This is a genomic window from Pseudomonas sp. CF161, from assembly GCF_000416215.1.
Taxonomy (GTDB): Bacteria; Pseudomonadota; Gammaproteobacteria; order Pseudomonadales; family Pseudomonadaceae; genus Aquipseudomonas.
Window position 1 is genome coordinate 257,663 of the sequence record NZ_ATLP01000093.1, and the last position, 23,259, is coordinate 280,921.

The following is a 23,259-nucleotide window of genomic DNA, read 5'->3' on the forward strand; positions in this document are numbered from 1 at the left end:
GATTCCTTGATCAGTCAGTACGTGGCTGGCTGTTCTGATGATCGGGCAGCAGCTTGTCCGGGCTGATGGCAATGTGCGCGCCGTTGTCCAGCTTGATCTGCCCGGCGCTGACCACTTGCTCGCCCTTGGCCACGCCTTTGTTGATCAGCACCAGGCCATCCCGGCGTTCGCCGGTTTCGACGTAGCGCCGCTCGGCGATCAGGATCGGTTGACCCTGAGGGTCTTTTTCCTCGCTGCCGTCCGCCGCTTTCCTGTGGGCCACCACATACAGCGAATTGCCGTAGAGGGTGTAGGCGATGGCGCTTTCCGGGACCACGATTTTTGCCTGGGGATCGGGCAGCAGCACCTGCAGGTTGGCGAACATCCCCGGCAGCAGCTTGCCGCCCGGGTTGGCCAGGGTGGCGCGGACCAGCACGTTGCGCGTGCTGTTCTCGACCTTGGGGTTGATGGCGCTGATTTTGCCTTCGACCTGTTCCCCGGGGTAGGCCGCGACGCTGATTTGCACCGGCTGGCCCAGGGCGACTTTGGGCACCGACTGTTCCGGAATGTAGAAGTCGACGTAGAGGCTGCTCAGGTCCTGCAAGGTCGCGATCACCGTGCCGCTGGCCAGGTAGTCGCCAATGTCCACCTGGCGGATGCCGATGGTGCCGCTGAAGGGCGCGAGCATGCGTTTCTTGGCCAGCGCAGCTTTCAACTGATTGACCGTGGCTTTGTTCTTTTGCAACTGCGCCGAGAGCCGGTCGAATTCGCCTTTGGAAATGGCCTGGCTGCCGACCAGTTGGCTGCCGCGACCGAAATCCAGCTGGGCCAGCCCGAGGTCGGCCTGGGCGGTGTCCAGCAGGGCGCTTTCCACTGCGCTGTCGAGTTGCAGCAGCGCTTGCCCGGCCTTGACCTGTTGCCCTGACTCGAACTGCAGATCTTTGACGGTGCCGGCGATTTCCAGGCTCAGGTTGACGCCCTGCAAGGCCTTGAGGGTGCCGACAGTGGGCAGGCGGTTTTGCCAGGGGCGTTCGCTGGCGGTGGCCACGGCGACGCTGATCGGCGGCGGTGGGGCCGAGAACACCTGAATCTGCCGGTAGATGGAGAAGGCTTTATAGCCCGCCAGCAGCAGCACGATTAACAGGACGATACCCAACATGATCAGCATGCGGCGGCGCAGCATATTCCATTTCCTTGGACAAAAAGCCGGGAATAAAAAGCGTGGATAGCCGGGCACATTACTCCGACTTTTCGGGGGCTTCCAGATGACAATCCATTCAACTGGAGCCCCTTCGCCAGGGGCGGCGAAGGGGGGGACGGCTAGATCAGATGCAAATGGTTATCCCAGAGGCCTGCGGGCAGCTCCAGAGGTTTTGCCACAAGTTGTTTCTGGCGGCAGTCGTAGAAGCGGCAACGACCCTGGCCCGAAGTCACGACAAAGCCGTCGGCGACCGCACCGACTCCGGCGCAGTCCGGCAGGGGCGCATCCAGGCGCAGTTCGCCGCTGTCCAGGTCCCAGATAAAAAAGCGGTTGCCCCGGGGCGCGGTTAGGGCCACCAGGCGCAAGTCACTGTGTACCGCGACGCTGGCGGTGTAGTGCCCCATGGCTTGCAGTTGTTCCTCGGCCACCGGGAAGGCGACGAAGGGCTGCCCGGGACGCTTGATCGCCAGCAGTTCGGAGGACTCGTGGGCGGCGCCCATGAACTGCTGGCCGGCGACGATGGTGCCGTCGCTGGCGATGCCCAGGTGGCGCACGCTGTTCATCTGCTGGGCCAGGGTTTCCTTGCTCAGCAGGGTGCCGTCACGGCGCATCAGCACCAGGCTCGGCTCCATGGCGTTGAGGTTCATTTCAACCCGGCTCTCGGCCTCGGTGCGGATACCGCCGTTGGCCACCACCAGGGTTTCGCCATCGGGCATCCACGACACCTGGTGCGGACCGATGCCGTGGGTTGAAATCTCGCCACTGTGCACCAGTCGTTCACCCTCGAATCGGTACAGACCCAGCAGGCCGCGACCGGGATCGGTGGTGTCGTTTTCGGTGGCGTACAGCCAGTCGCCGCTGTGATGGATCACCGCATGGCCGTAGAAGTGCCGGTTCGGCTGCGAGCTCAGGGTCTGCAGCAGACTGCCGTCACGCAGGTCGATCAGGTAACTCTCGGTGCCCGGGCGCCGGGCCACGAACAGCGCAATCGGCAACGTCGGGTGGTTGATGATGTCGTGGCAGCGCTGGCCGACCCGGGTGGCGAACACTTGCTGGCCATCCAGGCGGTAGCCGACCGCATAATGTTGCCCGTCGCCATCATCCCTGGCCGACAGCAGCAAAGGGCTTTGATTCTGTTGCTTGAACAGCTTCCAGCCGCCCAGGGTGACCGCGCTCAGCAGCAGGCTGCCGAGCGCCACGGCCTGACGTCGCAGCATGATCAGTCACCGTCGTTGGCGTTGAAGCCCAGTTGGATGCCCAGCGCCTTGGCCAGTTCGCCTTCGTGCAGGCGGTGGACCACGTTGAGGCTGTCGTAGATGTCGTTGAGTTGCTGGCGGCCGGCATCGTCGCTGAGCATTTCGCTGAGGGAGCGCTGGCTGCTGGCGAACAGTTTCAGGGACGCGGCGTAGGCGGCATCGATCTTGTCGGCCAGCGGTTTCTGTTCAGCCGGCAGCAGGCCACGCAGGCCCTTGTTGTCGACCCCGGCCCAGACAGTCTGCGCCGCGCTCAGGCTGGCTTCCAGGCTCTGCAGGGACGACTGGCTGCGCCAGGCATCCGCCTGGAACGGCTGAGGGATGCCCTTGCTCTGGCGGCCCATCGGCGTGCCGAGTTTTTTCTTCAGGGTGTCCAGGGCCGTGACCTGGACCCGCAGCAGATCGGCGATCGCTTCATGGGAGTCGGCATAGCGCTGGTTGGGGAACTTGCTCATCTGCGCCAGCATGCCGTCGTTGCTGTTCCAGCTCGACAGGATCTCTTCGGCCAGGGTTTTCTGACGTTCGCCGATGGCGGTCAGCAATGGGCAGTAGCGGGCTTTCTGCTCGCTGTTGGCCATGTCGATCTTGCTGTCGAACAGGATGTACTCATAGGCCGACAGGCCTTGTACCACCACGCTGGACTTGGCCAGCGCCGCCGCATCGATCTGCGGGTTGGCGGTGACCAGTTGCTCGACCTGGCGCCCCACCAGGTTTTTCTTGTCTGGCCAGAACTGCACCTGCCACGAGCGATTGCCCTCGGCCAGCGGCCCGATCAGCAGCGGTTGCAGCTCGGCCCAGGCTTTTTGCGCATGGAGGAAGTCGGCGCGGGCGGTGTCGAGGTTTTCCTTGCCTTCGCAGAACGCCAGGGCGCTGACCGCCAGTTGACGATCGGCTTCGACCCAACGGCTGTAGGTCGGCAGGATCACCTGCTTGGCAATGGCTGCGGAGGTCACGGCCTGCGGGTCCTGCGGCGAGCAGGCGCCGAGGGCGAGGGCGGCAAGGCTGGTAAACAGCAATTTGGGACGAAACATGGTCGGGCTCCCTTTTTTAATGGAGAAAAGCTTATAGAGAATTCAGGAATGCCAGCAACGCTGCACGCTGTTGGGCATTGAAAGATAAAACCTGTTGCTGCGCCGCTTGAGCTTCGCCGCCATGCCAGAGCACGGCTTCGAGCAGGTTGCGGGCGCGGCCGTCATGCAGGAACTGGGTGTGACCGCTGACTGTCTGCGTCAGGCCGACGCCCCACAGTGGCGGGGTCCGCCAGTCCCGGCCGCCGGCCAGGAACTCGCTACGGTGGTCGGCCAGGCCTTCGCCCATGTCATGCAGCAGCAAGTCGCTGTAGGGGCGGATCACCTGGTTGGCCAACTCGGGCTCTGCGGCATTGGCCGCCGTGGTGTAGCTAGGGGTGTGACAGGACTGGCAACCGGCCTGGAAGAACAGATTCTTGCCGGCCAGGACCTGCGGCGAGCCGACATCGCGGCGCGCCGGAACGGCCAGGTTGCGGCTGTAGAACAGCACCAGGCGCAGGATGTTGTCGCTGACTTCCGGCTCACCGTCGGGGCCGTTGCCAGAGGGGGCTTGTTTGCAGGCAGTCTGGGTGTCGGTGCAATCATCGAACGGTCTCAGGCTGGTGGTCAGGCCCATATCACCAGAAAACGCGTGAACATTTTGTTGATTGAGGTTGGGTTGCCCGGCTTTCCAGCCAAAACGCCCGAGCACGGTTTTGTGCAGGGCATCGTCCCAGACCTGATTGGGCCGGCCGGCGATGCCGTTTTTGGCGCTGGCCTGGGCTTGGGCATTGGCCAGGATCGCCGCTTCGGGGATGGCTTCCAGCAGGCCGAGGCCGATCATCGGTGGTGCCACCCGGGCCGAGAACCGGGTGTCCGGGTGCATCGGTCCATAGCCCAGTTGAGTCAGCAGCAACCTGGGCTTGCGCAACTCGACCTCGGTGCCGTCCTTGAACCGCATACTGACCGGGTCGTACTCCACGCGCACTTTGCCTTCCGGGGCCACGCCGGGGATGGCCATGTCCTGGAACTGCCCGCCATACACCGGCTCCGGCACGATACCGACCTGTTCGATGAGCGTGGCGTAGGCCGGGTCGTTGGGGAGCGACAGGCGCACCAGCATCGACACCGCGTTGGCGGCATCTGGCGTCGGCGGATGGCCGCGGCCGTCCTTGATGTGGCAGTTCTGGCAGGCGTTGGTGTTGAACAGCGGGCCAAGACCATCACGGGCCGTGGTGGTGGACGGGGCGATCACCCAGGGGCTGCGGAAAAAGCTGTTGCCGACGCTGAAGTCCAGGCGCCGCGTGGGCGACAAATTGGCCGAGGGCAGGGAGAAGGCGTTCTGATCGGTCTTGCGAACGGTGGCCGCGCCGCCTGAGCGGGCTTCGCCAGGTTCGGCCTTGGTGAAACGCGGGGCGTCATCGCAGGCACTCAGGCTCAGGGCCATGAATAGCGCAGACCAGCGAAGCAGCGACAAGGGCATCGGACATCCTGCAAGACGAGCAAAACAAGGGCGCAAAGTCTAACAGGGCGACGAAATTTGAATAAGAGGAATTATCGTTTGGTTTGACCCAGGACAAGCTGGGCGGGGTCTGCCAGCCCCGGCGTGGGGCAGGCAATAAAAAGGCGACCCGAAGGTCGCCTTTTTTATACCGCGCGGATCAGAACTCGTGATCGGCGTTGTCCGGGTTCAAGTCGCTGATCCCCAGTTTGCCGGCGGCCTGTTCGATCGAACCGGTCTGCTTGACCAGAGCGGCGATGGCGTCGCGCACAATCTTGTTGCCCGCGTCGTTGCCGGCCGCGATCAGTTGGTCGTAGTGCTCGCCTTTGTTGGCGTGATCGACCATCAGCTGGATCTTGGCTTCGGTGTCGGCCAGGTCGGCCTTGAGCGCGGTGTCGGCGGCCGGGTCGGCTTTTGCCACCAGGGAAGACAGGCTGGCGCCGGTCAGCTTGGTGCCGTCGGTGCGGGTATATTCGCCCAGGTAGACGTTGCGGATGCCCTTGGCGTTGTAGAAGTGCGAGTTGTGGGTGTTGTCGCTGAAGCAGTCCTGCTCGTCTTCAGGGGAGTTGGCTTCCAGGGAAACCTTCATGCGCTCGCCCGCCAGTTCGCCGAGGGACAGGCTGCCCATGCCGAAGAGCATTTTGCGCAGGCCGGTTTCAGCCGGTTCTGCTTCCAGGGTGGCGCGGTAGTTGTCGGCCACGTTCGGCTTCCAGTTGCCGACCATTTCTTCGAGGTCGCTGACCAGCAGGTCGGTTACGGCCTTGAGGTAGGCACGACGACGATCGTTGTGGCCACCGGTGGCGCCAGCGCCTTCCAGGTAGTCCGAGGCTGGGCGATTGCCGGCGCCTGGACCGGTGCCGTTGAGGTCCTGGCCCCAGAGCAGGAATTCGATGGCGTGGTAGCCGGTGGCGACGTTGGCTTCGGAACCGCCCAGCTCATTGAGGCTGGCGAGTTTTTCCGGAGTGATGTCTTTTACGTCGACCTTGTCTTCGCCGACCTGGACTTGCGTGTTGGCGATGATGTTGGCGGTGGCGCCCGGGTTGCCCAGCGCGTGCTCATAGCTCTTGTCGACGTAGTCGATCAGGCCTTCGTCCAGGGGCCAGGCGTTCACCTGACCTTCCCAGTCGTCGATGATGGTGTTGCCGAAACGGAACACTTCGCTCTGGGTGTAAGGCACGCGGGCGGCGATCCAGGCAGTCTTGGCGGCGGCCAGGGTGTCGGCGTTCGGCTTGGCGAGGAAGGCGTCGACTGCGGTTTGCAGGTTCTTCGCGGTGGATTCGGCGTCGCTGAACACGGCGAAGACCAGGTCGGCGTAGTGCGCGACAACGGCCTTGGCTGCGGCTTCATCGACCTTGCCGGCGCTGGCGTCTGCCGCAGGAGTGGCAGTGCTGGTGGCTGGGGTCGGCGCTTGAGGCGCGGCGGCCTTGTCTTTGCCTTCGCCACAACCGGCGAGGGAAATAGCGATGGCCAACAGACTGGCGGTAGCCAGAGGCATACGAATCATGGCGAACATCCTGCTTCGAGAGGGGGTGGACAGGCGCGGGGGCGCGCAAAACTGCCACATAATGCGAAAGATTTGCATTATGTGTAAAGGGTTGCTCTTGGAAATATTTCTTATTCGCGGGACGGTTGCGCTGGATCAAGCCCCGTTGCGCGGTCGCCCGCTCAGAGGATGGCCGCGTTGCTGCGCTGGGCTTGTTTCAGGTAGGCGCTCAACTCCCGTGCCGGCAGGGGTTTGCTGTAGTGATAGCCCTGACCTTCATGGCAGCCTTCGGAGATGATGTAGGCCTCTTGCTCGGCGGTTTCCACCCCCTCGGCAATCACCTGCATGCCCAGGCTTTTACCCAATTGGATGATCGCCCGCACGATGGTTGCATCGTCGTCGTCATCCAGCAGGTCCTGGACGAAGCTCTTGTCGATCTTGATCTTGTCCAGGGGCAGGCTCTTGAGGTAGCTCAATGAGGAGTAGCCGGTGCCGAAGTCGTCGATGGCGATCAGCGCGCCGGAGCGGCGCAGGCTCAGCAGATGCTGGGCGGCGGTGCTGATGTCTTCCATCAGGCCGGTCTCGGTGACTTCCAGCTCCAGGCTGCGCGGTGGCAGGCGATAGATCTGCAGCAGGTTGTTGACCACCCGCGGCAGCTCGGCGTGGTGCAGCTGCACCGTGGACAGATTGACCGCCATGCGCAGGTCGCTGAACCCCATGTCGTGCCACTCGCGCAGTTGCCGGCAGGCCTGATCCAGCACCCATTCGCCGATGGCGATGATGGTGCCGTTCTGTTCGGCCAGGGGGATGAACAGGTCCGGCGGCACCAGGCCGTGCTCCGGGTGCTGCCAGCGAATCAGTGCTTCGACCCCGACCACGCGATGATCGCGGTAGCTGATCTGCGGCTGATAGACCAGATAGAACTGCTCGCGCACCAGGGCTTCGCGCAGGTCTTTTTCCAGTTCGCGACGGCGGCGCATCTCGCTGTCGACGCTGGCGATATAGAACTGATAGCGGTTGCGCGACCGGGTCTTGGCCAGGGTCATGGTCTGCTCGGCTTTTTGCAGCAGCTTCTCGGTGCTGTCGCCGTCTTCGGGAAACAGGGTGATGCCGATGGTGGCGCGCAGGCGTATTTCCTGGTGATCGAGGGCGAACGCCGCTTCCAGATCGTCGAGGATGCTCTGGGCCAGTTCCGCGGCTTCATAGGGTTGTTCGATATCGGCCTGGACCAGGGCGAACTGGTCGCCGCCCAGGCGCGCGAGGGCGCCGAGGCGGCCGCTGTGGCCACGCAGGCGGTCGGCCAGGGCCAGCAGCAACTGGTCGCCGGTCTGGTAGCTGAACTGTTCGTTGATGCCTTTGAAGTCATCCAGCCCGACACACAGCACCGCGACCCGGCGTTGCAGGCGCCCGGCGTCCACCAGGATCTTGTCCAGTTGCTGCTGCAACTGCTGGCGGTTGGGCAGGCCGGTGAGGAAGTCGTACTGAGCCATGCGCAGCAGGCTGTTTTCCGCTTCGTGGCGCAGGTGGGTATTGCGTTCGATGGAGGCCAGCAACTGGTTGGCGGTGTTGATCCAGATCCCCAGTTCGTTTTTCTCGTGGCCCTTGAGCAGTGGAATCTGGTGTTCGCTGGGACGGTCCGGGTTGATGGTGGTCAGGTGCTCGATGATGCGCGACAGCGGCTTGGTCAGCAGCCAGTGATAGACCAGGTACAGCACCAGGCCCATGGCCAGGGCACGCAGGACGCCGGAAATGAAAATGATCACCGAGCTGACAATGAAGCCCTTGCCGTAGGTGGCGGTGTCGAGGGTGATGCTCAGGTCGCCGTAATATTCGCTGTAGGGGCCGCGACCCACCAACTGCGTGGTAAAGGTGCGCTCCTGGCCGAGGATCAGGTCGGTCAGCCAGCGACTGGGGGATTGCTGCAGCTCACGGCTTTTTTCCGCGAGCATGGTTTCGTTGGGATGGCCGATGGAGGCCATGCGCACGGCATCGTCCTGAAACAGCCCTTCAATGACCTGCATTCCCATTTCCCGGTCCAGGCTGTAGACCGCCTGGGTCGATGGGTCGCGAAACATGTCGAGAATGCGCTGGGCATCGTTGGCCACCGCCTGCCGAGTCTTGTAGGCGTCGAAGACGATTTGCGCGCAGCTCAAGACTACGCCCACGATCAGTGCCGACAGCAGCACAACCCGGAGCAACTTCACCGACAAGCTGTTTTTGAGTTCCAGCTTCAAAGGGCTATTCCTTGTTCCGTGCGCGTAGCGTCAAGTTGCCATGAGTATTGGCAATCCCGTGTTGGCAGTCAAAGAGACAATCGTGCTCAGGATATTTCGCCGGTAGGCTTGGCCGGAATGCACTAATTAGGAGCATTTTGGCCCATTGATAATGTGTCGGTAGCGAGGCCCTGCAACTTGAGGGGCAGGTCATATTTTTTACTGAGTAGATGTTAGCGTGCCATCGCTTTGGGGCAAGACATATCCCAAGCTACGGACGAAAAAAGCCCGGCAATGCCGGGCTTTTTTTTACTGCGAAACGCGCTTAGGCAACGAATTTCTTGCCTTCGAATTGCTCAGCGACGAATTTCCAGTTGACCAGGTTCCAGAACGCTTCGACGTACTTCGGACGCACGTTGCGGTAGTCGATGTAGTAAGCGTGTTCCCAGACGTCGCAGGTCAGCAGCGGGGTGTCGCCGCTGGTCAGCGGGTTGCCGGCGCCGATGGTGCTGGCCAGGGCCAGGGAACCGTCAGCCTTTTTCACCAGCCAGCCCCAACCGGAACCGAAGGTGCCGACGGAAGTCTTGGTGAATTCTTCTTTGAACTTGTCGAACGAACCGAAAGCCGCGTTGATGGCTTCAGCCAGGGCGCCGGTAGGTTGGCCGCCAGCGTTTGGCGCCAGGCAGTTCCAGTAGAAAGTGTGGTTCCAGACCTGAGCGGCGTTGTTGAAGATGCCGCCCGAGGAAGTCTTGACGATTTCTTCCAGGGTCTTGCCTTCGAACTCGGTGCCTGGCACCAGGTTGTTCAGGTTCACGACGTAGGTGTTGTGGTGCTTGTCGTGGTGGAATTCCAAGGTTTCCTTGGAGATGTGCGGCTGCAGGGCATCGTGTGCGTAGGGCAGCGGCGGCAATTCGAAAGCCATGATGATTCTCCTAATCAGGTCAGTTGCGGTGAGCGCAAGGCCGATCACGGGCGGCCAAACAAGCGCCGGGGAGTTTGTACTCTTTGCGGCGCAGGGGCTGGATCATAGCACCGGGGGTGCGGCAAAACCACGCAACAACTGTGTGGGATAGAGGTTCCAGAGCCTTTTGGAATAAGTCAGCCGGCGCTGATCAATTGCCACGCGACGCTGAACATCATCACCGCCACCAGCAGGTCGAGAATCCGCCAGGTGCTGGGCCGGGCGAGCCACGGAGCGAGCCAGGCCGCGCCCAGGGCCAGGGTGAAAAACCACAGCAGCGAGGCACTGGCGGCACCGACCACATAGGCCCCAGGCTCGGTCTGTTGCGCCCCCAGGGAACCGATCAGCAGCACCGTGTCGAGGTAGACATGGGGGTTGAGCAGGGTCACCGCCAGGGCACTGAGCAGCACCGCGCGCAAGGAGCGTACGGCCTGGTTTTCGCCCTGTTGCAGGCTCTGTTTCGAGCAGGCGCGGCGCAGGGCCTGGCTGCCGTACCAGATCAGGAACACCGCGCCGCCCCAGCGCGCCACGGCCAGCAGGGTCGGGTTCTGGGCCAGCACGGTGGCCAGGCCGAAGACGCCGGCTGCAACCAGCAGCGCATCGCAGGTCACGCACAGCGCCGCCACCGGCAGGTGATGCTCGCGCCGCAGGCTCTGCGCCAGGACAAAGGCGTTCTGGGTGCCGATCGCCATGATCAGCCCCGCCGCGACCAGCAGGCCGTTGATATAGCTTTGCCACATAATCCTTACTCCTGGCCCGCGGTCAGTTGCTGCAATACATCCATGGCCCGCCCGGCATCTTCCAGGCCGACAAACAGGTGGTCGTGGTAATAGCCGGCCATCACGTTGCAGCTGATGCCGGCCTGGCCCAGGGCGCTGGAGAAGGCGGCGGTCAGGCCGACCGCCTGCAATGCCGAATGCACGTTGAGGGTGATCCAGGCAGCGACATAGTCGAAGCCCAGGCCCAGACGTTCAGCCTGGGCGCGTTCGAGGATGACGGTCAGGCCTTCCTGTTCGCGAAAGCTGCCCACCGCTTCACAGCCCTGAAGCTGGCTGGCGTCGGCGACGCAGCAGAAGACGTATTCGCCGGTATTGAGCTGCGGGCTCATGCTGCGCAGCAATGTGGCGAGGGTGGTTTCACCGGCCATGAAAGAAGTCCTTGATCGAAGAGGCATGCTGGCTATTCTCCGGTTCAGGGCTGTATAAGAAAAACCAATATTACTGATCGCTCATTAGGAAAACTGATGTTCGACTACAAATTGCTCTCGGCCCTGGCCGCCGTGGTCGAGCAGGCGGGGTTCGAACGCGCGGCCCAGGTGCTGGGGCTGTCGCAATCGGCCATCTCCCAGCGCATCAAATTGCTGGAGGCCCGGGTCGGGCAGCCGGTGCTGGTGCGGGCCACGCCGCCGGCGCCGACTGAGATCGGCCGGCGCCTGCTCAACCATGTGCAGCAGGTGCGTCTGCTTGAGCGGGATCTGCAGAGCCTGGTGCCGGCGCTGGACGAAGAAGGCCTGCCGGAACGCCTGCGCATCGCCCTCAATGCCGACAGTCTGGCAACCTGGTGGGCCGAGGCGGTGGGGGATTTTTGCGCTGAACAGCACCTGCTGCTGGACCTGGTGGTCGAGGATCAGACCGTCGGCCTCAAGCGCATGCGCGCCGGAGAGGTGGCGGCTTGTGTCTGTGCCAGCGAGCGGCCGGTGGCCGGTGCGCGCAGCCTGCTGTTGGGCGCCATGCGTTATCGCGCCCTGGCCAGCCCGGCTTTTATCCAGCGCCATTTCCCCCAGGGCGTGCGCGCCGAGCAACTGGCTCGCACCCCGGCCTTGGTGTTCGGCCCGGATGATTTTCTGCAGCATCGCTACCTGGCGTCGCTCGGGGTCAATGGCGGGTTCGAGCACCATTTGTGCCCGTCTTCGGAGGGCTTTATCCGCCTCACGGAGGCTGGCCTGGGCTGGGGCCTGGTGCCGGAACTGCAAGTGCGCGAACAGATGGCACGCGGCCAATTGCTGGAGCTGCTGCCAGATAAGCCGATCGATGTGCCGCTGTACTGGCATCATTGGCGCAATGGCGGGCAATTGCTGGGGTTGCTGACCGAGCATCTGGCGCGTTCCTCTGCGCAATGGTTGGTGCCCTGGGTGCAGCCGTAAGCGTCAAGCTGCAAGCGACAAGCGATGTGCTTGCGTGAAGATTTAACGTGCAGCCCGTGGCTTGAAGCGCGCACTGCATTTCTAGGAGAAGTCATGAAAATTCTGGTCACCGGCGCAAGCGGCTTCATTGGCGGGCGCTTTGCGCGGTTCGCCCTTGAGCAAGGCCTGGATGTACGGGTCAACGGGCGCCGGGCCGAAGCGGTCGAGCATTTGCTGCGCCGCGGGGCCGAGTTCATCCAGGGCGACTTGAGCGATGCCGGCCTGGTACGCAACCTGTGCCGTGATGTCGACGCGGTGGTCCACTGCGCCGGCGCGGTGGGTTTGTGGGGGCGTTATCAGGACTTCCACCAGGGCAACGTGCTGGTCACCGAGAACGTGGTCGAGGCCTGCCTCAAGCAAAATGTTCGGCGCCTGGTGCACCTGTCGTCGCCGTCGATCTACTTCGACGGCCGCGACCACCTGGGCCTGACCGAAGAGCAAGTGCCCAAGCGCTTCAAGCATCCCTATGCCGCGACCAAGTACCTGGCCGAGCAGAAAGTCTTCGGCGCCCAGGAGTTCGGGCTGGAAGTCCTGGCACTGCGCCCGCGCTTCGTCACCGGCGCCGGGGACATGAGCATTTTTCCGCGGCTGTTGAAGATGCAGCGCAAGGGACGGCTGGCGATTGTCGGCAATGGCCTGAACAAGGTCGACTTCACCAGCGTGCAGAACCTCAATGAAGCCCTGCTCAGCAGCTTGCTGGCTGCCGGCTCGGCCCTGGGCAAGGCCTACAACATCAGTAACGGCGCCCCGGTGCCGGTGTGGGATGTCATCAACTACGTGATGCGCCAGATGGAAGTGCCGCAGGTCACGCGCTACCGCTCCTACGGCCTGGCCTACAGCGTAGCGGCGCTCAATGAGGGGGCGTGCAAGCTGTGGCCCGGCCGCCCAGAGCCGACCCTGTCGCGCCTGGGGACGCAGGTGATGAACAAGAACTTCACCCTCGACATCAGCCGGGCCCGGCATTATCTGGACTACGAGCCCAAGGTCAGCCTGTGGACCGCCCTCGACGAGTTCTGCGGTTGGTGGAAGGCCCAGGACATACGCTGAAAACAAACACTGAACCGAGTTTGCACTTCGGGGTCGATCAGTGCGGCGAATTAGCGGTTTATACTCGCTCACCCAGCCATTACTGCGGTTCACAAAGGTTGACCCATGCGTAACGATGCCAACGACGACTTCGATGATGTTCCCAGCCTGCGCGCCGACCCTCTCGATGACGATGATTTTCCGACCACCACCTCTGCCCGCGAGCGCACCGCCGTGCACTCGCGCAGCACGCCGGTGGTCAAGGTCAAGGGGCCGAGCACCGGGCCACTGTGGGCGCTGGTCGGGGCATTGTTCTTTGCCTTTATCGGCCTGGCCTGGTGGAGCTTCCAGCAGATCTCGCTGATGGAGCAGCAACTGGTGGCAACCCAGGAAAGCTTTGCCCGCATCAGTGAGGAGGCGGCGGGGCGTTTGCAGGATATTTCCGGCAAGGTGGTGGCCAGCCAGTCCAACGTCAACAGCGACAGCGAGGCGTTGAAGCTGCAGATCAAGCAGCTCGAAAGCAAGTTGCTGGATCAAGGCAAGCAGCAGCAAGGCGTTGCCGGACAAGCCACCGACCTCGACAAGCGCCTGGCCCAGATGAGCGCCCAGACCACCGAACAGCAGGCCGCCAACACCCAGTTGCAGGCTCAGGTCAAAGCCTTGAGCGCCGAGTTGGCGACCCTCAAGGGTGGCCAGGGCGATGCCGGCAAGCTTGATGCCCAGCTCAAGAGCCTGGCGGCTGACGTCGCTGCGCTGAAAAAGCAGGGCAACCCGAGCGCCGCCGTGGAGCGCCTGGAGCAGGACATGATCGTGCTCAAGAGCCAGCAGGATAACCATCCGGCCCCGGCACAAGGGGCGACCAATACCGCCGAGTTCGACGCCTTCCGGGGGCAGGTCACGCGCAATATCAACACCCTGCAAAGCCAGATCCAGAACCTGCAACAGCAGATCAGCGCCCGTCCCTGATCGAACCCCCGCCTTCCTGCGCCAGGCGTGGGAAGGCTCCTTCTGCCCCCCGTTGACTGAATACTCGACCATAGCCCGTTGCCGTCTACGCTCTTGAAACACCAACAAGAACGAGGAATGAGCAATGAAGGCTTGGCTGAACGGTTCCTGGCTGTACGGTTTGTTGATGCTCTTTGGCAGCGTCGCCCTGGCGGCCGTACCGGACGCCGATGAAGGTGCAGCGGCCAGGGCCTTGCTGGAAAAAGCCGTGGCTTATTATCAGCAACAGGGTGACAAGGCATTTGCCGCCTTCAGCCGTCAGGGCGATTTTGTCGACAAGGACCGCTATGTGTTCGTGGTCGACACCCACGGCGTGATGCTCGCCAGCGGAGGCCCATCGGCGGCGCTGATCGGTCGTGATGTGTCGGAGGTGCTTGGACCGGACCTGAAAAAAGCCTTCAAGGATATGCTCAAGACCCCGAGCGAGGGCGTCCAGGAAGCCGAGTACCGCTGGCAGAACTGGGCCGATGGCAAGGTCGAGCGCAAGCGGGTGTTTTTCCAGCGGGTCGGCGAGCGCATTCTGGCGGTCGGCTACTACCTGCCCCGGGCGTCGGCCGATCAGGCCCGGGCGTTGCTGGACAAGGCAGCCAGCGCGCTTGGCAGCGATCAGAAACAGACCCTCAACGCCATCAACTCACTCAAGGGCGGTTTTCTGCAGGACGATTTGTATGTCTTTGTCGTCGACCTCAAGACTCATCGCTACGTGGCCCACGGCACCAACCTGCGCTTGATCAATACCGACTTTGGCAAGATCCGCGACCCCGAGGGCAAGCCGGTAGGCGAGCCGATCCTGGCCCTGATGGCCAAGCAGGATCAGGGGGAATATGAGTACCGCTGGAAAAACCCGGTAACCGGCAAGGTCGAAGACAAACACGCGTACCTGCGCAAGGTCGGCGACCTGCTGGTGGCGGTCGGTTATTACAGTCCGTGAGGCCCTGAACCCTGGCGCGGCCTAGCGCACAGCGTCTTCGCGGCCGCGCAGGAGCATATTGGGCATGGCCAGGGCCGCTGCCAGCCCAAGCAGGGACACCGCCGCGCTGACCATCAGCAGATGGCGGAAGGTCAGCAGCAACTCGCCGCGCAGGGCGTCCTGCGCGGGGCCGGGCGCGGCATTCAGACTCTCGAGCAAGGCGTTGCCCGAGCTGCCTTCGACCAGCAGCGCCGCGCCCGACAGATGAGCCAGGCCGGAGTGCTGCAGCAAGGTCAGCAGCAGCGCCGACATCAGTGCTACCCCGACGGCCCCGCCCAGGGAACGGAACAGGTTGGTGGTGCTGGTGGCCACGCCGATGTCCCGTTGCTCCACCGCATTCTGCGTACCCACCAGCGAGGTGGGGAACTGCATGCCACCGGCAATCCCGCACAACAGCATGAACAGGCTGCTCAGCAGCACCGCCTGGGGCGGGCTGAAGGCCATGCCGAGGATGGCGATCGGCATCAATAGCGCGCCGCCAAGGATCATCGGTTTGTAGCGCCCGGTCACCGAGGTTCGGCGCCCGGCGCAATACGCCCCCATCGGCAAGCCCATGGCCAGTGGCAGCAGGTGCAGCGCGGCGCTGTCGGCCCCGGCGCCGGTGACACTCTGGAACCGCAGCGGCATCAGCACAATCAGGGAAATGGCCTGGAAGTTGTTGAAGAAAATCGTGCACCAGCACAGCACGGCGTTGCGGTTGGCGAACAGGTGCATCGGCAGCAATGGCTCGCGGGCCCTGCGCTCGTGCCAGACAAACAGCGCCAGAGCGACCACGGCGATACCGAGCAGGCCAAGGACCTGGTTGCTGCGCCAGGCGTGGCCCTGGCCGATCTCGGTGATGCCCAGCAGCAGGGCGGTCAGGCCGATGATCATCAACAGCGTGCCGAGGTAATCGATGATCGGCTTGCGTTGCGGCAGGGGCAGCCCGACCAGGGTGCGATGGGCCACCAGCCACGCACCCAGGCCCAGGGGCAGGTTGATCAGAAACACCCAGCGCCAGGACAGGTACTCGGTCATATAGCCGCCGAGCACCGGTCCGGCGACGCTGGCCACCGCATACATGCCGCTGAAATAACCCTGGTAGCGCCCGCGCTCACGGGGGGGAACGATATCGCCGATGATCGCCTGGCTCACCGAAATCATCCCGCCGGCGCCGATGCCCTGGAAAATCCGCGCCAGCACCAGTTGTTCCATGCTTTGCGCCATGCCGCAGAACAGCGAGGCCAGGGTAAACAGGCCCATGCCGAACAGCATCAGCTTGCGCCGGCCATAGAGGTCGCCGAGCTTGCCGTAGATCGGCACGGCCACGGTCATGGCCACCATGTAGCCGGAAATGACCCACGCCAGCAGGCTGACATCCTTGAACTGCGCGGAAATGGCCGGCATGGAAACGGCGACGATGGTCTGGTCCAGTGCGCCAAGGAAAATCGCCAGCATCAGGGCGATCAGCACACTGCGTATGGCCGGGGTAGCCTGGCCGGGCGGGGGAAGCTGGGTCACGAAAAAAACCTGCGGGCAGTAATGGACCCGCAGGGTGCAAGGCTAGCGGGAATGGGCGCTAGTGTACTCGATAGCCTCCTACTCGATAGCCTCGTAAGGAAGGCCGACGTAATTTTCTGCAATGGTTTTTCGTCCCGCTTCGGAGCTGACGAAATAATCCAGCTCTGCTTCGGTAATGCGCTGGCTGAACGCGTCGGCATCGGGAAACTGGTGCAGCATCGAGGTCATCCACCAGGAGAAACGCTCGGCTTTCCACACCCGACGCAGGCAGATTTCCGAGTATTTTTCCAAGAGGTCGGTGCGTTGCTCGCGGTAGACCTTGAGCAGGATATTGAACAGCGTGCTGACGTCGCTGGCCGCCAGGTTCAGGCCCTTGGCGCCCGTTGGCGGCACGATGTGCGCGGCATCGCCCACCAGGAACATGTGCCCGTACTGCATCGGTTCGACCACGAAGCTGCGCAGCGGCGCGATGCTTTTCTCGATCGACGGGCCGGTCACCAGGCGCTCGGCCAGGGCGGTGGGCAGGCGGTTCTTGAGTTCGTCCCAGAAGCGTTGGTCGGACCAGTTCTCGACCTGTTCATCGGCCGGCACTTGCAGGTAATAACGGGTGCGGGTGGTCGAGCGCATGCTGCACAGGGCGAAGCCGCGAGCGTGCCGGGCGTACACCAGCTCTTCGTGGACCGGCGGGGTGTCGGCCAGGATGCCCAGCCAGCCGAAGGGATAGATCCGTTCGAAAATGTTCAGGGATTCGGCGGGAATCGATTGCCGGGCCACACCGTGGAAACCATCGCAGCCGGCGATGTAGTCGCACTCCAGGCGCACCGCTTGGCCGTCGTGTTCGAAGGTCAGGTAGGGTTGCTCGCTCTTCATGCCGTGGGGCTGCACGTCGCGGGCTTGATAAAGGGTCACCGCGCCGGCGGCTTCGCGGGCCTGCATCAGGTCGCGGGTGACCTCGGTCTGGCCGTAGATCATCACGTTCTTGCCGCCGGTCAGGGCGTGCAGGTCGATGGCCACCTGGCGCCCGTCGAACGCCAGCTCGAAGCCGCCATGCACCAGACCCTCGGCGTCCATGCGCTGGCTGACGCCGGCCTGGCGCAGCAGATCGACCATGCCTTGTTCCAGGACGCCTGCACGAATGCGGCCCAGGACATAGTCCGGGTCTTGGCGTTCAACGATCACTGTGTCGATGCCGGCGTTGTGCAACAGTTGGCCGAGCAGCAGACCGGAAGGGCCGGCGCCGATGATGGCGACTTGGGTTTTCAGGATTTTCATTGTTTTTATGACTCGCAAGCTTCAGCCGAACAAGGTCCGGTGAATGGTTTTTTTATGTTTCGAGTGCTTGCATTTTTCACCGGTGAACCTGTCAATTGAAGGTTAAAACTAAGCCGATACCTGTTCATTTCACCAATCGGTGCGATTATCGCCCGTCACTCTGAGGCCTGGATTGCAGTTATGAACAAGCCTGCCCTTCCTTCCATCCCGGTGTTCAAACTCTATGGCGAGAGCCTGGGCTGGCCGACCCCGGACTTGTTGCACTGCGAAACCATCAGCAAACGCAGCCGCGAACACCATTGGGAAATCAAGCCGCACCGGCACGCCGATCTCGGTCAATTACTGTTCGTCCACCGTGGGCAGGCGGAACTCGAGATAGAAGGGCAGCGCACCTTACTGGGGGAGTCGGCGCTGCAGGTGCTGCCGCCGTTGTCGGTGCATGGCTTTCGTTTTTCCGAGGACATTGAAGGCTATGTGCTGACGCTGGCCGCGCCGCTGGTGGCGCACCTGCAGGCGCAACTGGGGCAGTCGGTGAATGCCCTGGCGCTGGCCGAGAGCTATCCGGCGCGCGCCGACGGTTCATACCTCAACGGCCTTTTCGCCGCCTTGCAGCAGGAATATCAAGGGCATGAGCCGGCCCGCGAAATGCTCATGCACGCGTTGGTCAGCACCATCGTGGTCTGGGTCAGCCGCCAGGCGATCCAGCGCCGCAGCGCCAATCAGCGGCCGCAGCGTGCCCGGGAGTACTTCAATGGTTTTGTGCAACTGGTGGAGGCGCACTATCGCGAGCACGTGAAGGTCGAGGACCTGGCGCACAAACTGGGGATTTCGGTTTCACACCTCAACGGCACTTGCCGCGAACTGGCCGGGCAGCCCGCGTTGCAGATCATGCATGAACGCCAGTTGCTCGAAGCCAAGCGCCTGCTGACGTACACCGGGATGACCATCTACGAGATTTCCGACAGCCTGGGCTTTTCCGACCCGACCAACTTCACGCGCATGTTCCGGCGCCGCATTGGTATTTCGCCCAAGGCCTTCCGCGACCGGTTGAAGGTCGAGCTGGCCAACGAGGATTGAGCCGCGCCTTAGCGCAAGGCGTTCAACGTGGCCGAGTGCGGGATGCAGTGCTCAAGGCTGCAACTGGCGTAGACCCGGGGCAATTGCCGGGCCTGTTCGACGCGGTAGGCCGCGGTGCCGTACAGCGCCAGGGTTGCGCCGCAGGTCAGGAAGATCGCCAGATACCTTCTTGTTTTGATGTTCATGGCTAGCACCTCTGAACGAGTAGCCCCATTGATTGAAGGGCTACTTAATCAGCATAGGCCAGCGCTGCCGAGTTGCCAGACCGCAGGTCTGCATGGTTGAACGGGTATTCAGCCGGTTGATCGGCTGCGGTCGGCGGCGGCTACAACCCTTGGTCCCACTGCGGTTCTTCGGGAAATCTCAGCACCAGGAAGTCCAGCATGCTGCGCAACGCGGCAGGCATGTGCTTGCGCGAGGCGTACACCGCATACATGTTCATCTGCCGTGGCTCGGCATCGGGCAGCAGACGCACCAGCTCGCCGCTGTGGATATGCACGCCGGCCTGGTAGGTGGGCAGCATGGCGATCCCGGCACCCGCCATGGCGGCACGCAGCAAGGTGCTGGCTTCATTGGCGCTGATGTTGCCCTGTACCGGAACTGACAGCTGTTCACCCGCCTGCTCGAAATGCCACAGGCTTTTGCCAAAGTAGGAATGGGTCAGGCAGTTGTGTTCGCTCAACTGCTCCACCCGCTGCGGTGTAGGGTGCTCGCGCAGGTAGGCCGGGGAGGCGCAGATCACCGAGCGGCAGACGGTCAGGCGGCGGGCGATCAGATTTGGGTCCAGGTCGTTGCTGGTTCGGATCGCCAGGTCGATGCGTTCGTCCACCAGGTTCACCGTGCGGTCGAGCATCTGCAAATCGATGCTGACCCCGGGGTAACGCTTGACGTAGGCGGCCATGGCGTCAGCCAGTTGGGCCTGGCCGAACGAGGTGCTGACACTGATGCGCAAAAGCCCGCGCGGGGCGTCGTCCGGTTCACTGACCGCCGCCTGCATGTCGTTCGACAGCTCCAGCATCTGCCGACACCGCGGCAGGATCTCGCTGCCCGCCGCCGTCAGGCTGAGCTTGCGGGTGGTGCGGTGCATTAGCCGCGCGCCGACCCAATCCTCCAACTCCGCCAGATAACGCGAAACCACCGGGCGCGACAGGTCCAGGTGATCGGCGGCCGCTGACTGGCTGCCGAGGTCGACCACACTGACAAACACGCGCATTGCTTGAAGACGATCCATGATTTGCCCGCTTTCAGAAACAAACTATGTTCCAGCATCGCATTTTTTGTACCGACTGACGCAACTAAGCTCCCCCCATCGAAAGCCAAGCCCACAGACTCTGGAGTTGCCCCATGATCGGATTCACCTCACTCAAACACCTGCTGCTGGCCAGCGCTATCGTGGGTTTTGCCGCCCATGCCGCAGCGGCCGAGCCCGGGTTGACCCTGGATGTCTACAACCCGGGCGCGGCGGCAATCTTTCCGGTGAGCTCGGTGCTGGTCAGCGGCAAGAAGGACGCCATTCTGGTGGATGCCCAGTTCGGCAAGTCCCAGGCCGAGCAACTGGTTGAGAAAATTCGCGCCAGCGGCAAACAGTTGACCACCATCTACATCAGCCATGGCGATCCGGACTATTACTTCGGCCTTGAGACCGTCACCGCGGCGTTTCCCAAGGCCAAGGTCGTGGCTTCGCAGCCAACGGTCGAGCACATCAAGGCCACGGTCGAGGGCAAGCTGGCTTTCTGGGGGCCGAAAATGGGCGCCGACGTGCCGGGAAAAACCATCGTTCCCGCCGTGCTCAAGGGCCACAGCCTGACCCTGGAAGGGCAGAAGCTCGAGATCATCGGCCTGGACGGCAAGCAGCCTGATCGGACCTTTGTCTGGATCCCGTCGATCAAGGCCGTGGTGGGTGGCGTGGTGGTCGCGGAAAACATTCACGTGTGGATGGCCGACACCCAGAGCGCGCAATCGCACCAGGACTGGTTGAGCACCTTGCAGACCCTCCAGGGCCTGCAGCCCAAGACCGTAATTGCGGGGCACTTCCTGGGTGACAGTGCCCGGTCCCTGGCGCCGGTGCAGTTCACTGCCGAATACATCAAGGCCTTCGACGAAGAAACCGCCAAGGCCGGCAATGCTGCCGAGCTGATCGCGGCCATGAAAAAACGCTACCCGAACCTTGGCGAAGAAAGCTCCCTGGAACTCAGCGCCAAAGTCGCCAAGGGCGAGATGAAGTGGTGAGCGAATCGGTTTGATTCACTCCCGCGCCTGGCGCGGGAGGCCCTGTAGCACTTATCGCAACTGGAGAACTGTCATGAGCAAGATCGCAATCATTGGTGCCACCGGTCGTGCCGGTAGCCAATTGCTGGAAGAAGCCCTGCGTCGTGGTCACAGCGTGACCGCTATTGCCCGCAACACGGCAAAGATCGGCCAGCGTGCCGGTGTGGTGACCCGTGAGGTCGACGTTGCCGACAGCGCAGCGTTGCAAGCGGCGCTGGCCGGTCACGATGCAGTGATCAGTGCCGCGCATTTCTCCACCATCGCCGCCAGCGCCATCATCGAGCCGGTGAAAAAGGCTGGGGTCAAGCGCCTGCTGGTGGTCGGCGGTGCCGGTTCGCTGCTGCTGCCCGATGGCGGCAAGGTCATCGACAGCCCGGGCTTCCCGCCGGAGTACAAGGCCGAAGCCAGCGCCGGCGGCGTCTACCTCGACACCCTGCGCCAGGAACAGGATCTGGACTGGACCTTCCTCTCGCCCTCGGCGGAGTTCGTCGAAGGTGAGCGCACCGGGCATTTCCGCCTTGGCCGGGATCATCTGCTGGTCAATGCCGAAGGACGTAGCTGGATCAGCTTTGCCGACTACGCCATTGCCTTGATCGATGAAGTGGAAAAACCGGCCCACAGCCGTCAGCGGTTTACCGTCGGTTATTGAGTCGGGGGCCGGTTACCACGGCGTCTATCCGGCCCAGCGCAGCCTGCGGCAGCGGCCACAGGTTCAGCGCTGTTGTGCCTGGGTCACCAGCCAATCCAGTAACTCCTGCAAGGCCGCCGAGGGCCCAGGGCGTTCCGGGTAGACCAGGTAGTAGGCCTGGCCCGTCGGCACCTTCAAATCAAAGGGCATGACCAGCCGCCCGGCACTCAGGTCGTCGCCAATCAATGCCCAGTCGCCCATCGCCACGCCAGAACCTTGGGAGGCCACGGACATCGCCAGGTCCAGGGTCTCGAAATGCTGGCCCTTGCCCAGGGTCTTCAATGGCGTGCCGGCGGCTTTCAGCCAGCTTTGCCAGTCGCGCTGGTCATGGGACGGGTGCAGCAGCAGGTGCTGCTGCAAGTCCGCCGGGGTCTTGAGTGGCACCGAACCCTCCAGCAGCGGTCGGGAGCAGACCGGTGTCAGCTGTTCGTTGAACAGGTGCAGCGAGCCCAGGGTCGGGGTGGGCGGGGCGCCATACATCACCGCCGCATCGAACGGCTCGCGGCTGAAATCCACGCCATGCTGCACGGTGGTGGTCAGTTGCACCGGCACTTCCGGGCGCTCCTTCTGCCATTGCAGCAGGCGTGGCAGCAGCCAGCGCATCACGCAGGTCGGGGCCTTGAGGCGCAGGTTGGGGTTCTGCGCGCCGATTTCATCCACCGCGCCATTGATCAATTCGAACACCTGCTGCACCCGGGGCAGCCATTCCAGCCCTTCAGCGGTCAGGCTCAAGCCCCGCGCCTGGCGCTGGAACAAGGGGTAACCCAGGTGGCTTTCCAGCCCGGCGATCTGCCGGCTCACCGCGCCCTGGGTGATGTGCAGTTGCTCGGCGGCGCGGGTGAAATTGCAGCACTGGGCGGTGATCAGGAAGGTGTGCAGCGCGGGCAGGGGCGGGAGGCGTTTCATGGGGGGCCAAGGCATGACGTGGGGACATGGCTAGTATGACTTTTTATCCATTGTCCCGGCTACGGGCCCGCCGTTCCAATACCCCTTCTGCGGGCGTTTGATGGCGAGTTCAAGCAGGCCGCCGACGCCCGCTGTCCATCCAATAACAAGGGCGATGAAATGGCGACGTGCGGCGAAGTACTGGTCAAGTTACTTGAGGGTTATGGGGTCGAGCAGGTATTCGGCATTCCCGGGGTGCATACCGTCGAGCTGTACCGTGGGCTGGCCGGGTCGAGCATCAACCACGTCACCCCGCGTCACGAGCAGGGTGCCGGTTTCATGGCCGACGGCTACGCACGCACCAGCGGCAAGCCGGGGGTGTGCTTCATCATCACCGGCCCGGGGATGACCAACATCACCACGGCCATGGGCCAGGCCTACGCCGATTCGATCCCGATGCTGGTGATTTCCAGCGTGCAATCGCGCAGCCAGTTGGGCGGTGGACGCGGCAAGCTGCACGAACTGCCGAACCAGGCGGCGCTGGTGGGCGGCGTGGCGGCGTTTTCCCACACCCTGATGTCCGCGGCCGAGTTGCCGGTGGTCTTGGCCCGGGCCTTCGCCTTGTTCCAGGCCGGGCGTCCGCGTCCGGTGCATATTGAAATCCCCCTCGATGTGCTGGTTGAAGAGGCTGATGAACTGCTCGCCAGCACCCCGGTCAGCATCGCCCGCGCCGGCGCCGCACCTGCTGCCATTGCGCAGATGAGCCAGCGCCTGGCCGGCGCCCGGCG

Annotated in this window: 22 protein-coding genes; 8 read left to right on the forward strand and 14 right to left on the reverse strand. The window is 63.1% G+C overall.

What is annotated here, in order from left to right:
• Positions 1-10 precede the first annotated feature (10 nt).
• From CF161_RS20950 to CF161_RS20990, 9 genes are all read right to left on the reverse strand, one after another.
• A complete protein-coding gene (locus tag CF161_RS20950; protein ID WP_020298608.1) occupies positions 11-1,162 on the reverse strand; it encodes an efflux RND transporter periplasmic adaptor subunit in 1,152 nt (383 codons plus the stop codon).
• Positions 1,163-1,299: 137 nt separating this feature from the next.
• Positions 1,300-2,397 (reverse strand): DUF1513 domain-containing protein, encoded by a 1,098-nt coding sequence (locus tag CF161_RS20955; protein WP_020298609.1) that lies wholly within the window; start codon positions 2,395-2,397, stop codon positions 1,300-1,302.
• A 2-nt stretch (positions 2,398-2,399) separates the two neighbouring features.
• Entirely contained in the window at positions 2,400-3,464 is a 1,065-nt protein-coding gene (locus CF161_RS20960; protein WP_020298610.1) for an imelysin family protein, read from the reverse strand.
• A 31-nt stretch (positions 3,465-3,495) separates the two neighbouring features.
• On the reverse strand, positions 3,496-4,923 hold the full coding sequence (locus CF161_RS20965) for a di-heme oxidoredictase family protein (protein WP_020298611.1): 1,428 nt from the start codon (positions 4,921-4,923) through the stop codon (positions 3,496-3,498).
• 178 nt (positions 4,924-5,101) lie between these two features.
• Positions 5,102-6,445: an imelysin family protein gene (locus CF161_RS20970; protein WP_020298612.1), complete on the reverse strand. Its 1,344-nt coding sequence runs from the start codon at positions 6,443-6,445 to the stop codon at positions 5,102-5,104.
• A gap of 161 nt (positions 6,446-6,606) precedes the next feature.
• Positions 6,607-8,658: a bifunctional diguanylate cyclase/phosphodiesterase gene (locus CF161_RS20975; RefSeq protein ID WP_020298613.1), complete on the reverse strand. Its 2,052-nt coding sequence runs from the start codon at positions 8,656-8,658 to the stop codon at positions 6,607-6,609.
• A 304-nt stretch (positions 8,659-8,962) separates the two neighbouring features.
• Positions 8,963-9,559 carry a superoxide dismutase gene (locus CF161_RS20980; protein ID WP_020298614.1) on the reverse strand — a complete coding sequence of 199 codons (597 nt, stop codon included), beginning with the start codon at positions 9,557-9,559 and terminating at the stop codon, positions 8,963-8,965.
• Positions 9,560-9,735: 176 nt separating this feature from the next.
• Positions 9,736-10,338, reverse strand: a complete 603-nt coding sequence (locus tag CF161_RS20985) for a LysE/ArgO family amino acid transporter (RefSeq protein WP_020298615.1) — start codon at positions 10,336-10,338, stop codon at positions 9,736-9,738.
• Positions 10,339-10,343: 5 nt separating this feature from the next.
• On the reverse strand, positions 10,344-10,745 hold the full coding sequence (locus CF161_RS20990; RefSeq protein ID WP_020298616.1) for an ACT domain-containing protein: 402 nt from the start codon (positions 10,743-10,745) through the stop codon (positions 10,344-10,346).
• Positions 10,746-10,841: 96 nt separating this feature from the next.
• Between CF161_RS20990 and CF161_RS20995 the strand changes: the two genes are divergently transcribed.
• From CF161_RS20995 to CF161_RS21010, 4 genes are all read left to right on the forward strand, one after another.
• On the forward strand, positions 10,842-11,741 hold the full coding sequence (locus CF161_RS20995; RefSeq protein ID WP_020298617.1) for a LysR family transcriptional regulator ArgP: 900 nt from the start codon (positions 10,842-10,844) through the stop codon (positions 11,739-11,741).
• A 93-nt stretch (positions 11,742-11,834) separates the two neighbouring features.
• Positions 11,835-12,827 (forward strand): NAD(P)-dependent oxidoreductase, encoded by a 993-nt coding sequence (locus CF161_RS21000; protein ID WP_020298618.1) that lies wholly within the window; start codon positions 11,835-11,837, stop codon positions 12,825-12,827.
• A 105-nt stretch (positions 12,828-12,932) separates the two neighbouring features.
• The gene (locus CF161_RS21005) at positions 12,933-13,772 is read left to right on the forward strand and encodes a hypothetical protein (protein ID WP_020298619.1); all 840 of its coding nucleotides are present in this window, start codon (positions 12,933-12,935) and stop codon (positions 13,770-13,772) included.
• A 166-nt stretch (positions 13,773-13,938) separates the two neighbouring features.
• On the forward strand, positions 13,939-14,742 hold the full coding sequence (locus tag CF161_RS21010) for a cache domain-containing protein (RefSeq protein WP_256206464.1): 804 nt from the start codon (positions 13,939-13,941) through the stop codon (positions 14,740-14,742).
• Positions 14,743-14,763: 21 nt separating this feature from the next.
• Here the strand turns inward: CF161_RS21010 and CF161_RS21015 are convergent, their stop codons facing one another.
• Positions 14,764-16,218, reverse strand: coding sequence for an MDR family MFS transporter (locus CF161_RS21015; protein WP_371106535.1), 1,455 nt, complete (start codon positions 16,216-16,218; stop codon positions 14,764-14,766).
• Positions 16,219-16,359: 141 nt separating this feature from the next.
• Positions 16,360-17,544 carry a 4-hydroxybenzoate 3-monooxygenase gene (pobA, locus tag CF161_RS21020; RefSeq protein WP_371106536.1) on the reverse strand — a complete coding sequence of 395 codons (1,185 nt, stop codon included), beginning with the start codon at positions 17,542-17,544 and terminating at the stop codon, positions 16,360-16,362.
• Positions 17,545-17,733: 189 nt separating this feature from the next.
• On the opposite strand from pobA, the gene CF161_RS21025 reads away from it, so the two are divergent.
• A complete protein-coding gene (locus tag CF161_RS21025) occupies positions 17,734-18,630 on the forward strand; it encodes a helix-turn-helix domain-containing protein (RefSeq protein WP_020298623.1) in 897 nt (298 codons plus the stop codon).
• Between the two features lie 8 nt (positions 18,631-18,638).
• Here CF161_RS21025 and CF161_RS33195 read toward each other — a convergent pair whose 3' ends face one another.
• Positions 18,639-18,815: a hypothetical protein gene (locus CF161_RS33195; RefSeq protein ID WP_020298624.1), complete on the reverse strand. Its 177-nt coding sequence runs from the start codon at positions 18,813-18,815 to the stop codon at positions 18,639-18,641.
• Positions 18,816-18,955: 140 nt separating this feature from the next.
• On the reverse strand, positions 18,956-19,861 hold the full coding sequence (locus CF161_RS21030) for a LysR family transcriptional regulator (protein WP_020298625.1): 906 nt from the start codon (positions 19,859-19,861) through the stop codon (positions 18,956-18,958).
• 113 nt (positions 19,862-19,974) lie between these two features.
• Between CF161_RS21030 and CF161_RS21035 the strand changes: the two genes are divergently transcribed.
• Positions 19,975-20,859 (forward strand): MBL fold metallo-hydrolase, encoded by an 885-nt coding sequence (locus CF161_RS21035; protein ID WP_020298626.1) that lies wholly within the window; start codon positions 19,975-19,977, stop codon positions 20,857-20,859.
• Between the two features lie 73 nt (positions 20,860-20,932).
• On the forward strand, positions 20,933-21,547 hold the full coding sequence (locus tag CF161_RS21040) for an NAD(P)-dependent oxidoreductase (RefSeq protein WP_020298627.1): 615 nt from the start codon (positions 20,933-20,935) through the stop codon (positions 21,545-21,547).
• Positions 21,548-21,610: 63 nt separating this feature from the next.
• Here CF161_RS21040 and CF161_RS21045 read toward each other — a convergent pair whose 3' ends face one another.
• Positions 21,611-22,492 (reverse strand): LysR substrate-binding domain-containing protein, encoded by an 882-nt coding sequence (locus tag CF161_RS21045; protein WP_020298628.1) that lies wholly within the window; start codon positions 22,490-22,492, stop codon positions 21,611-21,613.
• A 159-nt stretch (positions 22,493-22,651) separates the two neighbouring features.
• Here CF161_RS21045 and CF161_RS21050 point away from each other — a divergent pair.
• On the forward strand, positions 22,652-23,259 hold a 608-nt coding region (locus CF161_RS21050; RefSeq protein WP_020298629.1), incomplete at its 3' end, for a thiamine pyrophosphate-binding protein.

What these genes read in the sequence shown, in the direction of transcription:
- CF161_RS20950 (WP_020298608.1), bottom strand. Translation starts at nt 1,162, where the DNA reads ATGCTGCGCCGCCGCATGCTGATCATGTTGGGTATCGTCCTGTTAATC.
- CF161_RS20955 (WP_020298609.1), bottom strand. Translation starts at nt 2,397, where the DNA reads ATGCTGCGACGTCAGGCCGTGGCGCTCGGCAGCCTGCTGCTGAGCGCG.
- CF161_RS20960 (WP_020298610.1), bottom strand. Translation starts at nt 3,464, where the DNA reads ATGTTTCGTCCCAAATTGCTGTTTACCAGCCTTGCCGCCCTCGCCCTC.
- CF161_RS20965 (WP_020298611.1), bottom strand. Translation starts at nt 4,923, where the DNA reads ATGCCCTTGTCGCTGCTTCGCTGGTCTGCGCTATTCATGGCCCTGAGC.
- CF161_RS20970 (WP_020298612.1), bottom strand. Translation starts at nt 6,445, where the DNA reads ATGATTCGTATGCCTCTGGCTACCGCCAGTCTGTTGGCCATCGCTATT.
- CF161_RS20980 (WP_020298614.1), bottom strand. Translation starts at nt 9,559, where the DNA reads ATGGCTTTCGAATTGCCGCCGCTGCCCTACGCACACGATGCCCTGCAG.
- CF161_RS20985 (WP_020298615.1), bottom strand. Translation starts at nt 10,338, where the DNA reads ATGTGGCAAAGCTATATCAACGGCCTGCTGGTCGCGGCGGGGCTGATC.
- CF161_RS20990 (WP_020298616.1), bottom strand. Translation starts at nt 10,745, where the DNA reads ATGGCCGGTGAAACCACCCTCGCCACATTGCTGCGCAGCATGAGCCCG.
- CF161_RS20995 (WP_020298617.1), top strand. Translation starts at nt 10,842, where the DNA reads ATGTTCGACTACAAATTGCTCTCGGCCCTGGCCGCCGTGGTCGAGCAG.
- CF161_RS21000 (WP_020298618.1), top strand. Translation starts at nt 11,835, where the DNA reads ATGAAAATTCTGGTCACCGGCGCAAGCGGCTTCATTGGCGGGCGCTTT.
- CF161_RS21005 (WP_020298619.1), top strand. Translation starts at nt 12,933, where the DNA reads ATGCGTAACGATGCCAACGACGACTTCGATGATGTTCCCAGCCTGCGC.
- CF161_RS21010 (WP_256206464.1), top strand. Translation starts at nt 13,939, where the DNA reads ATGCTCTTTGGCAGCGTCGCCCTGGCGGCCGTACCGGACGCCGATGAA.
- CF161_RS21015 (WP_371106535.1), bottom strand. Translation starts at nt 16,218, where the DNA reads ATGCTGGCGATTTTCCTTGGCGCACTGGACCAGACCATCGTCGCCGTT.
- CF161_RS21025 (WP_020298623.1), top strand. Translation starts at nt 17,734, where the DNA reads ATGAACAAGCCTGCCCTTCCTTCCATCCCGGTGTTCAAACTCTATGGC.
- CF161_RS33195 (WP_020298624.1), bottom strand. Translation starts at nt 18,815, where the DNA reads ATGAACATCAAAACAAGAAGGTATCTGGCGATCTTCCTGACCTGCGGC.
- CF161_RS21030 (WP_020298625.1), bottom strand. Translation starts at nt 19,861, where the DNA reads ATGGATCGTCTTCAAGCAATGCGCGTGTTTGTCAGTGTGGTCGACCTC.
- CF161_RS21035 (WP_020298626.1), top strand. Translation starts at nt 19,975, where the DNA reads ATGATCGGATTCACCTCACTCAAACACCTGCTGCTGGCCAGCGCTATC.
- CF161_RS21040 (WP_020298627.1), top strand. Translation starts at nt 20,933, where the DNA reads ATGAGCAAGATCGCAATCATTGGTGCCACCGGTCGTGCCGGTAGCCAA.
- CF161_RS21045 (WP_020298628.1), bottom strand. Translation starts at nt 22,492, where the DNA reads ATGAAACGCCTCCCGCCCCTGCCCGCGCTGCACACCTTCCTGATCACC.